At 73.0% G+C, this 14077-nt stretch carries 14 protein-coding genes; 10 read left to right on the top strand and 4 right to left on the bottom strand.

Going from position 1 to position 14077, the window contains the following annotated elements; translation table 11 throughout:
* Nucleotides 1-106 precede the first annotated feature (106 nt).
* The 10 genes from ACWCSD_RS33575 (at nt 107) to ACWCSD_RS33530 (ending at nt 9951) form a co-directional block, all read left to right on the top strand.
* On the top strand, nt 107-1510 hold the full coding sequence (locus ACWCSD_RS33575; RefSeq protein WP_397160849.1) for a PLP-dependent aminotransferase family protein: 1404 nt from the start codon (nt 107-109) through the stop codon (nt 1508-1510).
* 205 nt (nt 1511-1715) lie between these two features.
* Nucleotides 1716-1868, top strand: coding sequence for a CGNR zinc finger domain-containing protein (locus ACWCSD_RS33570; RefSeq protein ID WP_397161075.1), 153 nt, complete (start codon nt 1716-1718; stop codon nt 1866-1868).
* A 164-nt stretch (nt 1869-2032) separates the two neighbouring features.
* Nucleotides 2033-2521, top strand: a complete 489-nt coding sequence (locus ACWCSD_RS33565; RefSeq protein ID WP_352320766.1) for a GNAT family N-acetyltransferase — start codon at nt 2033-2035, stop codon at nt 2519-2521.
* A 12-nt stretch (nt 2522-2533) separates the two neighbouring features.
* Nucleotides 2534-3409, top strand: a complete 876-nt coding sequence (locus tag ACWCSD_RS33560) for a 1,4-dihydroxy-2-naphthoate polyprenyltransferase (protein ID WP_352320764.1) — start codon at nt 2534-2536, stop codon at nt 3407-3409.
* A gap of 180 nt (nt 3410-3589) precedes the next feature.
* Nucleotides 3590-4939, top strand: coding sequence for a purine-cytosine permease family protein (locus ACWCSD_RS33555; protein ID WP_449920914.1), 1350 nt, complete (start codon nt 3590-3592; stop codon nt 4937-4939).
* On the top strand, nt 4936-6675 hold the full coding sequence (locus tag ACWCSD_RS33550; RefSeq protein WP_449920911.1) for an adenine deaminase: 1740 nt from the start codon (nt 4936-4938) through the stop codon (nt 6673-6675). Before ACWCSD_RS33555 ends, ACWCSD_RS33550 begins: the two co-directional genes overlap by 4 nt.
* Nucleotides 6676-6677: 2 nt before the next feature.
* Entirely contained in the window at nt 6678-7676 is a 999-nt protein-coding gene (locus ACWCSD_RS33545; RefSeq protein WP_352365297.1) for an adenosine deaminase, read from the top strand.
* Between the two features lie 101 nt (nt 7677-7777).
* Nucleotides 7778-8500: a GAF and ANTAR domain-containing protein gene (locus tag ACWCSD_RS33540; RefSeq protein ID WP_449920908.1), complete on the top strand. Its 723-nt coding sequence runs from the start codon at nt 7778-7780 to the stop codon at nt 8498-8500.
* Between the two features lie 7 nt (nt 8501-8507).
* Nucleotides 8508-9326 (top strand): alpha/beta fold hydrolase, encoded by an 819-nt coding sequence (locus ACWCSD_RS33535; protein ID WP_397160858.1) that lies wholly within the window; start codon nt 8508-8510, stop codon nt 9324-9326.
* A gap of 49 nt (nt 9327-9375) precedes the next feature.
* The gene (locus ACWCSD_RS33530; RefSeq protein WP_387682084.1) at nt 9376-9951 is read left to right on the top strand and encodes a helix-turn-helix domain-containing protein; all 576 of its coding nucleotides are present in this window, start codon (nt 9376-9378) and stop codon (nt 9949-9951) included.
* On the opposite strand, the gene ACWCSD_RS33525 is transcribed toward ACWCSD_RS33530, so the two are convergent.
* The 4 genes from ACWCSD_RS33525 to ACWCSD_RS33510 all read right to left on the bottom strand — a co-directional run.
* Nucleotides 9948-11696: an ABC transporter ATP-binding protein gene (locus ACWCSD_RS33525; RefSeq protein ID WP_449920918.1), complete on the bottom strand. Its 1749-nt coding sequence runs from the start codon at nt 11694-11696 to the stop codon at nt 9948-9950. The genes ACWCSD_RS33530 and ACWCSD_RS33525 overlap by 4 nt on opposite strands.
* A 2-nt stretch (nt 11697-11698) precedes the next feature.
* A complete protein-coding gene (locus ACWCSD_RS33520; protein WP_449920904.1) occupies nt 11699-12541 on the bottom strand; it encodes an ABC transporter permease in 843 nt (280 codons plus the stop codon).
* Complete coding sequence (locus tag ACWCSD_RS33515; protein ID WP_358298405.1) at nt 12538-13491, bottom strand: ABC transporter permease; 954 nt, start codon at nt 13489-13491, stop codon at nt 12538-12540. Before ACWCSD_RS33515 ends, ACWCSD_RS33520 begins: the two co-directional genes overlap by 4 nt.
* Nucleotides 13491-14077: alpha/beta hydrolase family protein (locus ACWCSD_RS33510; RefSeq protein WP_449920901.1), on the bottom strand; the 587-nt coding region annotated here is incomplete at its 5' end. The genes ACWCSD_RS33515 and ACWCSD_RS33510, both read right to left, overlap by 1 nt.

The raw sequence follows: 14077 nt of genomic DNA, 5'->3' as shown, positions 1-14077 counted from the left end.
GGGGGGGGTTGCCCCGGGGGGGGGTGGTGGGGTGGGGGTTGTTTTGGGGCGAGGGGTAGGTGGGGGTGCTACTGCGTTTTGGGCGGTAGCGCTATCCTTGTCCTTCATGACCAACGATAGCAGTATCGCCCAGATTGCTGCGATACTGCGGGAAGAGGCCGCCCGGTTGGGGCCTGGTGCGCGGCTTCCGTCCAGCCGGGAGATCATGCGGCGGCACAACGTCAGCCCCGTGACGGTCTCGCGCGCCATCGGCCAGCTCGCCGCAGAAGGGCGGGTGGTGTCGCGTCCGGGAAGCGGCGCGTTCGTGGCGCCGCGGCAGGTCGTGCGCGGGCAGGACCCTCTGGACCTGTCCTGGCAGACGGTCGCCCTCGGCGACCGGGTGGTGGACGACGGGTCGGTGGCGGCGCTGCTCGCGCAGCCACCCGAGGAGGTGGTGCCGTTGACCGGCGGCTACCTGAACCCGGGGTTGAGGCCGGACAGGCAGCTCGCGGCGGCCGCCGCGCGGGCGGTGCGCCGTCCGGACGTCTGGGCGACGCCGCCGTTGAACGGCCTGCACGAGCTGCGCGGCTGGTTCGCCCGCCAGGCCGGGGGCGACGTGACGGCGGCGGACGCGCTGATCGTCAGCGGCGGCCAGGCGGCGCTGACGCACGCGTTCAGGGCGCTGGCGGCCCCCGGGACGCCGGTGCTGGTCGAGACGCCCACCTATCCCGGAGCGCTGGCGGCGGCCAAGGCGGCCGGGCTGCGGGCGACGGCCGTGCCGATGGACCGCGACGGCGTACGGCCGGACCTGCTCGCCGAGGCGTTCGCCGTCACCGGCGCGCGGGTGTTCTTCTGCCAGCCCACCCTGCACAACCCCACCGGCGCGACGTTGCCTCTGGAGCGGCGCGCGCAGGTGCTGGAGGTGGCCAGGGCGGCGGGGGCGTTCGTGATCGAGGACGACTACGCCCGCTACCTGTCCCCCGCCGCTCCCCCGTCGCTGGCCTCCATGGACGCGCACGGCACGGTCGTCAACGTGGGCTCGCTGACCAAGATCCTGTCCCCCAGCCTGCGGGTGGCCGCAGTCGTGGCCCGTGGGCCGGCCGCGCACCGGCTGCGGGCCAGCCAGCTCGTCGAGTCGTTCTTCGTGGCGCGGCCGTTGCAGGAGACGGCGCTGGAGTTCGTGGGCTCGGCGGCGTGGGGCAGGCATCTGAACACCGTGCACGCCGAGATCGCGACCAGGCGGGACGCGCTCGCCGCGGCGCTGGCGGCCCACGTCCCGGGGGCGGAGGTGCATCTGCTGCCGATCGGCGGTCTGCACCTGTGGCTGCGGCTGCCCGCGGAGGTGGACGAGAACGCCCTGGTCGAGACGGCCCGGCGGTACGGGACGCTGGTGAGCCCGGGGCGGATGTACTACCCGTCGGAGCCGCCGGGCCCGCGGATCAGGGTGACGCACATGGCCGCCGCCAACCTGACGGTCCTGGCGGAGGGGGTGCGGAGGCTCGGGCGGGCGCTGGAGGCACAGGTCCGGTGATGGGACGCCCGGTTCGGGCGACATGGGCGCGCCCGGCCGCGATCACCGCCGCATGGGCCGTCCCGCCTCAGTCGGTGGGCGGGGATCGACACGCGCGGATGGGCCGGCGCGGACCAGCCGGCGCGGATGAGCGGACGCAGATGGGCGGACGGCTGGCGGCGGCGGGCGGAGGCCGTTGGAGCGGGGCGTCGTACGGGTGGAGGGGATGTGTCGGCGGGTGTTCGGCGATGTGCCCGGGAATCGTTCGCGCTCATGGTGTTCGATGCGGGTATGCGGTGACAACACCAAGACACGCGCATACCGGGCGTGGAAGCGGGGTTCGCGTCATCTCCAAGGCTCAAACACCGATACGGTGTAACTCGTGCCTTGTGGCACGAACGGCAGGCGAAGGAGCGGGCCGAGATGGCAGACGTAGGCGTCCGGGCGGCCCGGCGCGAGGATGTTCTCCAGGTTGCGAATACTCAGATCCGCGCCTGGCGCTACGGATATCGGGAGTTCCTCCCGGAAGGCCCACTCGAGCAGATGACGGGGCCGGCGGCCGAGAAGATGTGGCTGCGTCAGTGGGACGAGGCGATCGTCGCCCCGCCCGGCCCCTCGCACCGGGTGCTGGTCGCGGTGGAGACCATCCTCGACACCGAGGGTTTCCCCGCGCTGGGTGCGGGCGGCAGCGCGGCGCTGACGACCCCGCGCGGTGGCGAGCGGGTGGTGGGGCTGGCCTCGCACGCCCCCGCCGAGGACCCCGACCTGGATCCGGGCAGGGTCGCCGAGATGCTGACGCTGCTGGTCGATCCCGACTTCGTCCGCCGCGGCCACGGCAGCCGCCTGCTCAACGCCACCGTCGACTACCTGCGTGAGGACGGCTTCCGCCAGATCGTCACCTGGGTGTTCGCCGACAACTACGCTGTGCTCGGTTTCCTGGAGTCGGCCGGCTGGGGCGAGGACATGGCCGAACGCGTCCTCGACATGGGCCGTCCGATCCGCATGGTCAGGCTCACCACGGATATCAGCTAGAGGTTCGACAGCATGGCAACCCCCGGTCAGTGGATCGCGGGCGCGCGCCCGCGCACGCTTCCCAACGCCGTAGTCCCCGTCATGGTCGGTACGGGCGTGGCGATCGGCGACGGCGGATTCGTCTGGTGGCGTGCGGTCCTGGCGCTGCTCGTGGCGCTGTCCCTGCAGATCGGCGTCAACTACGCCAACGACTACAGCGACGGCATTCGCGGCACCGACGACCAGCGCGTCGGCCCGATGCGGCTGGTGGGCTCGCGGGCGGCCACGCCCCGGCAGGTCCTGACGGCGGCGCTGGGCTGCTTCGCGGTCGCGGCGGTGCTCGGGCTGGTGCTGGTGGTCGTGACGCGGGCGTGGTGGATCCTGCTGGTGGGGGTCGCGTGCATCGCGGCGGCCTGGTTCTACACCGGCGGCAAGCGACCCTACGGCTACCGCGGCCTGGGCGAGCTGGCGGTCTTCGTGTTCTTCGGCGTGGTCCCGGTGATGGGCACCGCGTACGTGCAGACCGAGCAGCTGAGCTGGACGGCGTTCCTGGCCTCGATCCCGGTGGGGTTGTTGTCCTGCTCGATGCTGGTGGTCAACAACCTGCGCGACGTCCAGACGGACGGCACGTCGGGCAAGCGCACGCTGGCGGTGGTGCTCGGTGCCGAGCGCACCCGGGCGTTGTACGTGTTGTGCCAGGTGGTGCCGTTCGTGGTGGCGCTGGCGATGATCGCGGTCACGCCGTGGGCGGCGCTCGCGGCGCTGGCCGCGCCGCTCGCGGTCACGCCGATCAGGACCGTGCTGGGCAAGGCCGTCGGGCCGGCGCTGATCGCGGTCCTGCAGCAGACGGGCAAACTGCAGATGGCGTACGGCCTGCTGTTCGCGGTCGGCCTGGCGATCACCCTGTAGCCAGTTCCAGCGGTCGGCCTGGCGCACACCCTGTAGCCAGTCACAGCGGTCGGCTTGGCGATCACTTTGTAGCCGGGGCACAACTGGCTCCCAGCACGCTCGTATGTCCCGATAACTCACCAGGTCACCCCCCTACGGTTCACTGTGTGCGCACACACCCAGCGACCCTCAGGAGGGGCCATGGAACAACGCGGGATCGAACTGGTCTCGGCCGGCGAAAGGTACGGCCGCCCGCGTGACCTGCTTTTCCTCTGGTCCGGGACGACGATGGGCATCTTCACCCTCGTCTACGGCATCACGATCGTGGCGGCGTTCCAGCTCAGCTTCACGCAGGCGGTCATCGCGATCGTCATCGGCAACCTGCTGTCGTTCCCGCTGGTCGGCCTGACCAGCCTGCAGGGCCCGGCCACCGGCACCTCCACCATGGCGGTCTCCAGGGCCGCCTACGGCCCCAAGGGCGCCCGCGCGCTCAGCTTCTTCGGCTGGCTCAACATGGTGGGCTTCGAGGCCGGCGGCATGGTGCTCATCACGTTCGCGGCGCTGTCGCTGCTGGAGCAGGCGGGGGTGAGCGACCAGGGGATCGGGCTCAAGGTCGTGGTGATCCTGGTGGCGGCGGCGATCCAGCTCGTGCTGCCGCTGATCGGGCACGCCGCGGTGATGAAGGCGCAGAAGTACTTCACCTGGGTGTTCGTCGTGCTGTTCGGCCTGATGGCGATCCTGATCGCGCCCAAGGTGGAGCTCGGGGGCGGCGGCGGGTCGGCGGACTTCGCCACGTTCACGATGGCGATCGCGATGATCATGTCGGCGGGCGGGCTGTCGTGGGGGCCGCTGGGCGGCGACTACTCCCGCTACCTGCCGGCGAACTCCTCCAGGAAGGCGGTCTTCGGGTACGCGGCCCTGGGCGGGTTCGTCCCGTACGTGCTGCTGATGACGCTCGGGGCGGCCGTGGCGACCGTGGTCAAGGACAACACCGACCCGATCTCGGGGCTGCCGGGTGCGCTGCCGCAGTGGTTCGTGGTGCCGTACCTGCTGCTGGCGATCGTGTCGCTGTTCGCGGTCAACACCACCGACCTGTACTCCTCGGGACTGAACCTGCAGGCGGCCGGGATCAAGGTCAAGCGCTGGGTGGCGGTCGTCGGCGACCTCGTGCTCTGCGTGCTCATCACGTTCGTGGCGGTCACCTCGAACAGCTTCAACACCATGCTCAACAACTTCCTCGCGCTGCTGATCATCTGGCTGGCGCCCTGGGCCGGGGTCTACATCACCGACTGGCTGCGCAGGAGGGGACGCTACGACGCCGAGGCGCTGTTCGACGAGCAGGCGCCCGGCCAGGTCCGGTGGCCGGCGATCATCGCGCAGGTCCTGGGCATGGTGGCGGCGGCCCTGTGGATCAACTCGGCCGTCTTCGTCGGGCCGCTGTCGGAGGCGACGGGCGGCAGCGACTTCAGCATCTTCGCGGGCTTCCTGGTGGCCGGTGCGGCGTACGCGCTGCTCGTGCCACGGCCCGCCGTACGGACTGTGGAGGCATGATGGACCGCGACCTGCTGGACGTGGCGTACGGGCGGCGGCCCGCGGACACGATCATCACGAACGGCACGCTCGTCAACGTGCTGACCGGCGAGCTCTACCCGGCCGAGATCGGCATCGTGGGCGGCCGGATCGCCGCCGTCGAGCCGGTGCTGGAGCGCGGCCCGGACACCGAGGTGATCGACGCCCGCGGCGGCTACCTGGTCCCCGGTCTGATCGACGGGCACCTGCACATCGAGTGCAGCAAGTTGTCGGTCACCAGCTTCGCCGACCTGGTGGTGCCGTTCGGCACGACGAGCGTGGTGTCGGGGCTGGACCAGATCCTCGTGGCCGAGGGTCTGCCGGGCGTCCGGCGTTTCCTGGACGAGTCGGCGGCGACCGGCATGCGAATCTGGTGGGGTGCACCCGCCAAGGCGCCCTACACCGTGCCGGAGTCGACCGTCGGGCATCCGTTCGGTCCGGCTGAGCACAGGATCGCCCACGAATGGCCGGAATGTGTGGGGATCTGGGAGACCGTCCAGGAGATGGTGGAACACTCAGATCCTGCCGTCATGGAGGCCCTCGACCTGGCTCGGGAGCGGCGGCTGCCGGTGTTCGGCTGCGCGCCGCTGTCCGACCCGCGCCGGATCAGCGGGCTGGCGGCGGCCGGGGTGCGGCTCGACCACGAGTCGTACTCGCACGAGGAGATGCTGGAGAAGCTGCGCCGCGGCATGTACGGCATCATCCGCGAGTCCTCCGTCGCCCACTTCCTCGACGAGAACATCAAGGCCGTGGCCCTGGCCGGCGCCCGCAGGCTGGCGTTCTGCACCGACGACGTGCACGCCGCCGACGTGCTGGCGGGCGGCCACATGGACAAGCTCGTCCGGATGGCGGTCGCGGCGGGGGTCGACCCGGTGACGGCGATCCAGATGGCCACGGTGAACTGCGCGGAGATGTACCGCATCGACCACCTGGTGGGCAGCCTGTCCCCCGGCCGGTTCGCGGACGTCCTGATCGTCGACTCGCTGGAGGACTTCCGGGTCCGCGAGGTGATCGCGGGCGGCGTGCCCGCCGCCCGCGACGGCCGGATGGTCACGCCGACGCCCGCCCCCGAGCGCGGCCCGGTCCGGCCGTTCCCGATCGCCCCGGTCACCGCCGGCGACCTGGTGCTGCGCGCCGAGGGCGAGCAGGCGACCGTGCTGACCCTCGGCTTCACCGACCAGGTCTTCGTCCGCAGGAGGCGCGACGTGACCCTGCCGGTGACCGACGGCGTCGTGGAGCCGTCCGTGGAGCAGGACGCGCTGCTCGTCACGGTCGTCGAGCGCTACGGCAAGACCGGCAACAAGCCGGTCGCCATGGTCAGCGGCATGGGCCTGCGGGCCGGCGCGATCGCCACCAGCGCGGCGCCCGACGACAACAACATCATCTGCGTGGGCGCCTCCCGCGAGGACATGGCGCTGGCCGTCAACACCGTCGCCGAGCAGGGCGGCGGCCAGGCCGTGGTGGTGGACGGCGAGGTGCGGGCGCTGCTGCCGCTGCCGGTCGGCGGCATCGTCTCCGACCTGTCGGCCGCCGAGATGGCGGTGCTGGAGGAGCGGCTCGACGACCTGGCCCGCGAGCTGGGCTGCACGCTGCCGGCGCCGCTGATGTACCTGTTCTTCCTGTCGATCACCGCGATCCCCGACTACGCCGTCACCGACCTCGGGCTGGTCGACTGCGTACGGCTCGAGGTCGTCGACCCCATCCTCACGGAGGTTTGATCATGAAGGACTTCATCGCCGGTCTCCCCAAGTGCGAGCTGCACCTGCACATCGAGGGCACGCTGGAGCCGGAGCTCAAGTTCGACCTGGCCCGGCGCAACGGCATCGCGCTGCCCTACACGTCGGTCGAGGAGATGCGGGCCGCCTACTCCTTCGACGACCTCCCCTCCTTCCTCACGGTCTACTACGAGGGCATGCAGGTGCTGCGCACCGAGCCCGACTTCTACGACCTGGCCATGGCCTACCTGCGCAAGGCCGCCGAGCAGAACGTGCGCTACGCCGAGATCTTCTTCGACCCGCAGGCGCACACCTCGCGCGGGGTGCCGTTCGACGTGGTGATCCGCGGGCTGCGGCGGGCGCTGATCGACGCCGACCGGCAGCTCGGCGTGCGGGCCCAGCTCATCATGTGCTTCCTGCGCGACTTCCAGGCCGAGTACGCGATGGCGACGCTGCTGGAGTCGCTGCCGTACAAGGAGTGGATCGTCGGCATCGGCCTGGACTCCGACGAGAAGGGCAACCCGCCGGCCAAGTTCGCCGCCGTGTACGAGCGGGCCCGCCAGGAGGGCTACCTGCTGACCATGCACTGCGACGTCGACCAGGACAACTCGATCGAGCACATCCGGCAGGCGATCGAGGAGATCGGCGTCGACCGGATCGACCACGGCGTCAACATCCTGGAGGACCAGCGGCTGGTGGACCTGGTGCTGGCCCGCGGCATCGGCCTGACCTGCTGCCCGATCTCCAACGGGTACGTCACCGACTCCATGAAGGCCGAGGGCATCCGCAAGCTCATGGAGCTCGGCGTGCGGGTGACGATCAACTCCGACGACCCGGCGTACTTCAACGGGTACGTGGGCGAGAACCTGGTGGCGCTGCAGGAGGAGCTGCAGCTCACCCGCGAGGAGCTGGCCCGGCTGGAGCGCAACGCGTTCGAGATCACCTGGCTGCCGCGGCACCTGAAGGACGCCTACCTGGCCGAGGTCGACGCCTACCTCGCCTGAGAAGTCCCGGGAAAACCTCCGGCGGGGCCCGCTTAGAACCCCGCTGGAGGGGCAGGCTGTCTGGTCGCAGGCGTGAGCCGCAGCCGAGCGCGAGGGATTTGTTGAACAGGACCGCTGTTCCGGCCGGAATCGACGAGTTCGAACGGGCACTGGCGCGGAGTGTCGTCGTCGCCGCCCGGGCGATGCCCGACTCTCCGCTGGTCAGCGTGACGTTGTGCACCGAACGCGGCATCCGTTCGGCGGCGTGCGCGCACGCCCGCGCCGGGATGCTCGACGGCATGCAGTCGGCGGCCGGCCGGGGGCCGAGCTTCGACGCGATCGAGGCCGGGCGCGCGGTCACGGCGGCCGGCCTGGCGGCCGAAGACGCCCGCTGGGGGTCCTTCTGCCCGCAGCCGCACGGGATCCTCAGCCTGCACGCCGAGCCGCTGACCTCCCAGGGGCGGCTGCTGGGCACGCTCAACCTCTACTCGGCGGGCGCGGGCGGCTTCGCCGCGCGGACGCACGTCGCGGCGCAGGTGAGCGCCTCGACGATCGGCGTGCTGTTCGACGTGGCGATCGGCGCGGCCCGTACGCGGGAGGTGGCGGCGCAGCTGAAGGAGGCACTCGGCACCCGCCCGGTCATCGACCAGGCGATCGGCATCGTCATGGCGCAGCGCCGGTGCACCGCGCACCAGGCGTTCGAGATCCTGCGCAACGTCTCCCAGGACCGCAACCTCAAGGTGCACCACGTCGCGGCGACGATCGTCCGGTCGGTGAGCGGCGGCCCGCCGCAGCGGCCGCGGTTCGAGGATCCGCCGCCCGACGACCACGGGCACCCGGCATAATCGCCCCATGCCCTCCTTTCTCGCCCACGACGGGACCGAGCTGGCCTATCACGTGTCCGGGACGGGCGAGCCGCTGGTGTGCGTGCCCGGCGGTCCGGGCCGCGCCTCGGTCTACCTGGGCGACCTCGGCGGCCTGCCCCGGCGGCTGATCCGGCTGGACGGCCGGGGCACCGGCGACTCGGCGATCCCGGCCGACCCCGGGACGTACCGGTGGGACCGGCTGGCCGAGGACGTCGAGGCGCTGCGGGAGCACCTGGGGCTGGACCGCATGGACCTGCTGGCGCACTCGGCGGGCGCGAACGTGGCCGTCCGGTACGCCGGGCTGCATCCGGCCCGCCTGAGGTCGTTGTGCCTGGTCGCGCCCTCGCCGGTCGCCGTCGGTCTCACGCCGACCGAGGAGGACTGGCAGGCCGGCCTGGAGCTGCGCGCGCACGAGCCGTGGTACGCCGCCGCCCTGGCGGAGTTCCTGGCGGAGGAGGGCGTGGAGCGCCACCGGTTCTTCTACGGCCCCTGGACCGAACGCGCCGCGGCCCATTCCGCCAGTGCCGAGCAGGAGTGCGGCGAGGCCGCGGCGGACGGCTTCTACGCGCCGTCCCCGGTGCCGCCCGAGGAGGTCAGGGCCGGGCTGGCCGCGCTGGACGCGCCGGTGCTGCTGCTGACCGGCGACCTGGACGTCCACCCCTGCCGCCTGCACGCGCGGCCCTTCGCCGCCCTGTTCCGCGACGCCACGCTGGTGACGCTGCCCGGCGCGGGGCACTTCCCGTGGGTGGATGACCCGGGCGCGTTCGTCTCCGCGGTGTCCGGTTTCCTGGACAAGACGGCCTGACGCGCAGGGCATGATGGGGGTGGACGCCGGGACAGGAAGGACTCACCACGTGCGGCAGGAACTCGCGGTCACCAACGGGCAGGCCGCCGGGGTGCGCGGCGCGCTGGCGGGCAACCTGCGGCGCACGCGGCTGGCCCGAGGGTTCAGCGTCCGCGAGCTGGCCGAGCTGACCGGGGTGAGCAAGGCGCTGATCTCACAGATCGAGCGCGGCGTGGCCAACCCGACGATCGAGGTGCTGACCCGGCTGGCGGGGGCGCTGGAGCTCACCTTCGCCGAGCTGACCCGTACCCGGCTCGCCGAGCCCGAGGTGCTGCGCAGGAGCGAGGGCCTGCCGGTGGCGGTGGGCGACACGACCGTGCGCGGCCTGTTCGCCGCGGCCGACCGGCGGCGGTTCGAGCTGGCCGAGGGCGAGCTGCCGCCGCTGACGCGCAGCGCCAGGAGCGCCCACGGCCACGGGTCAGTGGAGCACGCCTACGTGGTGTCCGGCGAGGTGACGGTCGAGAGCGACACGTGGTCGGTGCGGCTGGGCGAGGGCGACGCGGTGCGGTTCGGGGCCGAGGTCGACCACGTCTACGCAACCGGCGAGCGCGGCTGCCGGATGCTCACGCTGATCTCCTACGACTAGCCGGGCCAGCGGCTGCTTCCGTCGGGCACGCTGGCCAGCAGCTCGCGGGTGTAGGGGTGGGCGGGGGCGTCCAGCACCCGGTCCACGTCGCCGGTCTCGACGCATTCGCCGGCGCGCAGCACGTACAGGCGGTCGGCGAGCTGGCGGACGACGGCCAGGTCGTGGGTGATGAACAGCAGGCCCATGCCCAGGCGTTCCCTGAGCCCGGCGAGCAGGGTGAGCACCTGCGCCTGCACGGAGACGTCGAGGGCGGAGACGGGCTCGTCGCAGACCAGCAGGCGGGGCTCGCCGGCCACGGCCCGCGCGATGGCCACGCGCTGCCGCTCGCCGCCCGACAGGCCGGCCGGGCGCTTGCGGGCGAGCGCGGGGTCGAGGCCCACCAGGCGCAGCAGCGCGCCGACGTCCGCGGGGCGTCCGTCGGCGGCGAGCGCCTCCTTGAGCGTCGCACCGACGGTACGCGCCGGGTTGAGCGTCGAGTACGGGTCCTGGAAGATCATCTGTGCCGTCCGGCGGGCCTGGCGCACCGCCTGGCGGGACATGCGGGTGGGGTCGGAGCAGTCGAGCCCGTCGAGGGTGACGACGCCCGCGTCGGGGCGTTCCAGGCCGGTGACGCAGCGGGCCAGCGTGGTCTTGCCCGACCCCGACTCGCCGACGACGGCCACGACCTCGCCCGGCGCCACGGTCAGGTCGACGCCGGCCAGGGCCGGCCGCGACGCGCCCGCGTACGTCCTCCGCAGGCCCGTCACCGCCAGCAGCGGCGCGGCGGCGGTGCGCGGCGGCGACGGCACGCCCGGCGGGGGCGGCGGCGCCTCGGGCAGCGCGGCGGCCCGTACGCAGGCCGACAGGCGAACCTCCGCGCCCGGCACCGGAACCAGGGCCGGGACGCCCGCGCGGCACTCCTCCCCCGCGTGCGCGCACCGGTCGGCGAACCCGCAGCGTCCGGCCACCGCGTCGTGGGCCGGCACCGAGCCCGGCACGGACGGGATGACCGGCAGCCGCCGGTCGGCGGGCGGCTCGGCGGCCAGCAGCGCCCGCGTGTACGGATGCCGCTGCTCCTTGCGCAGCTCGGCGGCGCGCCCGACCTCCATGACCCGGCCCGCGTACATGACCACGACCCGGTCGCACATCGAGAACGCCAGCCGCAGGTCGTGGGTGATGAGCAGGAATGTCATGTCCCGTTCGCGCTGGATGCGGCGGATGAGGGCGAGCACCTCGCGCTGCGTGGTGGCGTCGAGGGCGGTGGTCGGCTCGTCGGCCAGCAGGATCCGCGGCGCGGCGGCCAGCGCGCAGGCCAGGCCCACCCGCTGCCGCATGCCGCCGGAGAGCTGGAACGGGTAGCGGCCCGCCACCTCGCCCGGCAGGCCCACCTCGGCCAGCAGCCGCGGCACCTCGGTCTTGGGGTCGGCGCCGTCCGGCAGGCCGTCGGCGATCTGCTTGCCGGCCCTGCGCAGGGGGTTGAGCAGCGTGAACGGGTCCTGCATGAGCAGCGAGACCGTGCCGCCGCGCTGCCGCCGCCTGGCCCTGGGGTCGTCGTCGACCCGCCGCCCGTCGATCTCGACCAGGCCGGTGGACTCCAGCCCGGCAGGCAGCAGCCCGAGCAGCGCGCGGACGGTCAGCGACTTGCCCGAGCCGGACTCGCCCACGATCGCCACCGACTCGCCGGCGGCGACCTCGAAGGACACCTGCGACAGCAGCGTACGGCCGGTGTCCGGCTGCCGTACGGTCAGGTCGGCCACCCGCAGCATGGTCACCGGGCCCTCCGCTCGAAACGTTCGTGCAGCCAGTCGCCCACCAGGTTGAGCGCGGCGGCGGTGACGATCACGGCCAGGCCGGGCGCGATGACCGCCCACGGGTTGGCCAGCAGCTGGGTGCGGTTGTCGGCCAGCGTGCGCCCCCAGTCGGGCGATCCGGCCGGGACGCCCAGGCCGAGGAAGGACAACGACGACAGCGAGACCAGGGCGAAGGCGAAGTTCAGGAAGGCCGAGGCCAGGCTGACCGGGACGATGTTCGGCCAGATGTGCCGGGTCATGATCCGCCAGGACGACAGGTTCTTGAGCAGCGCCGCCTCGACGTAGGGCCGGTGCCGCTGCTCCAGGACGGCGCCGCGCACGACCCGCGTGTCGGTGGGCGCGAACAGCACCACCAGCACGGCGACGGCCAGGCCGTAGCCGCCGCCGAGCACGCCCGCCACGACGATCGCGACCAGCAGCGCGGGCAGCGAGAACATCAGGTCGGCCCAGCGCATGACCAGGGTGTCCGGCCAGCCGCCGAAGTAGCCGGCGGCCAGGCCGAGCAGGTTGCCGATCAGCATGGAGCCGGCGGCCACGGCGAACGCCCCCGGCACGGCGGTGCGGGCCCCCGCGACGAGCAGGCTCAGCACGTCGCGGCCCAGGTCGTCGGTGCCGAGCGGGTGGCCGGGGCCGGGCATGGAGATGCCGGTCATCAGGTCCTGCGCGGTGGCGCCGGGGACGAGCCAGGGCGCGAACGCGGCGGCGGCCACGACGACCACGAGCACGGTCAGCGCCAGCGGCACGGCGATCGGGAACCGGCGGATCACGGCACGCCCGCGCGTACGGGCCGGCGCGGTCACGACGCGCCCCCGCCGAGCCGCACGCGCGGGTCGGCCACCGAGTAGGCGACGTCCACCAGCAGGTTGACGGCGGCGATCAGGAGGGTGAGCAGCAGCGCGAGCGCCTGCACCACCGGCACGTCCTTGAAGGTGACCGAGTCGACCAGCAGCGACCCGAGCCCCGGCAGCGCGAACGTGACCTCCACCAGCACGGTCCCGGCGAGCATGCCGGTGACGACGAGCCCGGCCGCGGTCAGGACGGGCACCAGCGAGTTGCGCATGGCGTAGCCGAGCACGACGGGCGCGCTCAGACCGCGGGCGCGGGCGAAGACCACGTAGTCCTGGTCCAGCTCGCGGACGAGCGCGGCCCTGCTGAAGCGCAGCAGCATCCCGGCCGCCCCGGCCGCCAGCGCGACGGCGGGCAGCGTCAGGTGCCACAACTCGCTCGCGAACCCCTCCCCCGTGCCGTAGACGGGGAACCAGCCGAGCCCGAGCGCGAACACCACGAGCAGCAGCAGGCCGACCGCGAACGGCGGCGCGCTCAGCCCCACCACCCCGGCGGTCACCACCAGGCGGTCGCTCGCCCGGCCCTTGCGCAGCGCGCCCAGCACGCCGAGCGGCAGGCCCGCCAGCGCGGCCAGGAGCGTGCCGTAGCCGGTCAGGACGAGCGTGCGCGGCAGGCGTTCGCCGAGCATCCCGGCGACCGGCTGGCCGGTCCTGATGGAGGTGCCGAGGTCGCCGCCGAGCACGCCGCCGAGCCAGCGCAGGTACTGGACGGCGACGGGGTCGTCGAGGTGGTAGCGGCCCCGCAGGGCGGCGATCGTGTCGGCGGTGGCCGGACGGGTGCCGAGCAGGGTCTGCTGGATGTCGCCCGGGGCCAGGTAGAGCAGGCCGAACACGCCGGCCGACAGCAGCAGCACGACGGCCGCGGTGCCCGCGGACCTGCGCAGCAGGAACCCGGCCCAGCCCATCACAACACCCCGCCCCCGGTCAGCCAGCCGATCACGCGCTCCGCCGCGTCCCTGCGGTGGGCGGGCTCGACCAGCTCGTGACCCTCCCGAGGGTAGAGGACCAGCTGAGTGCTCACGCCCGCCGCCGACCAGGCACGATAGAGCTGTTCCGCCTGGCCGGGTGGGGTGGTGCGGTCGCGCTCGCCGTGCAGGATCAGGGTCGGGGTGGCGGCCTTGGCGGCGTGGTGCACGGGTGAGCGGGCGGCCAGGCGTTCGCGTCCCTCGCTGGTGGCCGGGTCGGCCCCGGCGTGGTAGAGCGGGTCGAAGCCGCCCGCGAGGTTGCTGGCGGTGGAGAAGCTCAGCCAGTCGCTCACGCCGGACATGACGACGGCGGCGCGGAAGCGGCTCGTGCGGGTGACGGCCCAGGCGGTCAGGTATCCGCCGTAGCTCAGGCCCATGACCGCGGTCCGGCCGGGGTCGGCGATGCCCGCGGCGACCAGGTGGTCCACGCCGGCCAGCACGTCGTCCAGGTCCGCCGCGCCGACCTGGCCGATGACCGCGCGGGCGTAGTCCTGGCCGCGGCCGCTGCTGCCTCTGGGGTTCGGCA

The sequence above is a fragment of the Nonomuraea sp. NPDC001684 genome (genome assembly GCF_053596515.1).
Note: the sequence above shows the minus strand (reverse complement) of the source record. Positions and strands in the feature narration are given on the sequence as shown.

Coding starts and splice junctions, on each gene's coding strand:
- ACWCSD_RS33575 (WP_397160849.1), top strand. CDS start 107: ATGACCAACGATAGCAGTATCGCCCAGATTGCTGCGATACTGCGGGAA.
- ACWCSD_RS33570 (WP_397161075.1), top strand. CDS start 1,716: ATGTGTCGGCGGGTGTTCGGCGATGTGCCCGGGAATCGTTCGCGCTCA.
- ACWCSD_RS33565 (WP_352320766.1), top strand. CDS start 2,033: ATGACGGGGCCGGCGGCCGAGAAGATGTGGCTGCGTCAGTGGGACGAG.
- ACWCSD_RS33560 (WP_352320764.1), top strand. CDS start 2,534: ATGGCAACCCCCGGTCAGTGGATCGCGGGCGCGCGCCCGCGCACGCTT.
- ACWCSD_RS33555 (WP_449920914.1), top strand. CDS start 3,590: ATGGAACAACGCGGGATCGAACTGGTCTCGGCCGGCGAAAGGTACGGC.
- ACWCSD_RS33550 (WP_449920911.1), top strand. CDS start 4,936: ATGATGGACCGCGACCTGCTGGACGTGGCGTACGGGCGGCGGCCCGCG.
- ACWCSD_RS33545 (WP_352365297.1), top strand. CDS start 6,678: ATGAAGGACTTCATCGCCGGTCTCCCCAAGTGCGAGCTGCACCTGCAC.
- ACWCSD_RS33535 (WP_397160858.1), top strand. CDS start 8,508: ATGCCCTCCTTTCTCGCCCACGACGGGACCGAGCTGGCCTATCACGTG.
- ACWCSD_RS33525 (WP_449920918.1), bottom strand. CDS start 11,696: ATGCTGCGGGTGGCCGACCTGACCGTACGGCAGCCGGACACCGGCCGT.
- ACWCSD_RS33515 (WP_358298405.1), bottom strand. CDS start 13,491: ATGGGCTGGGCCGGGTTCCTGCTGCGCAGGTCCGCGGGCACCGCGGCC.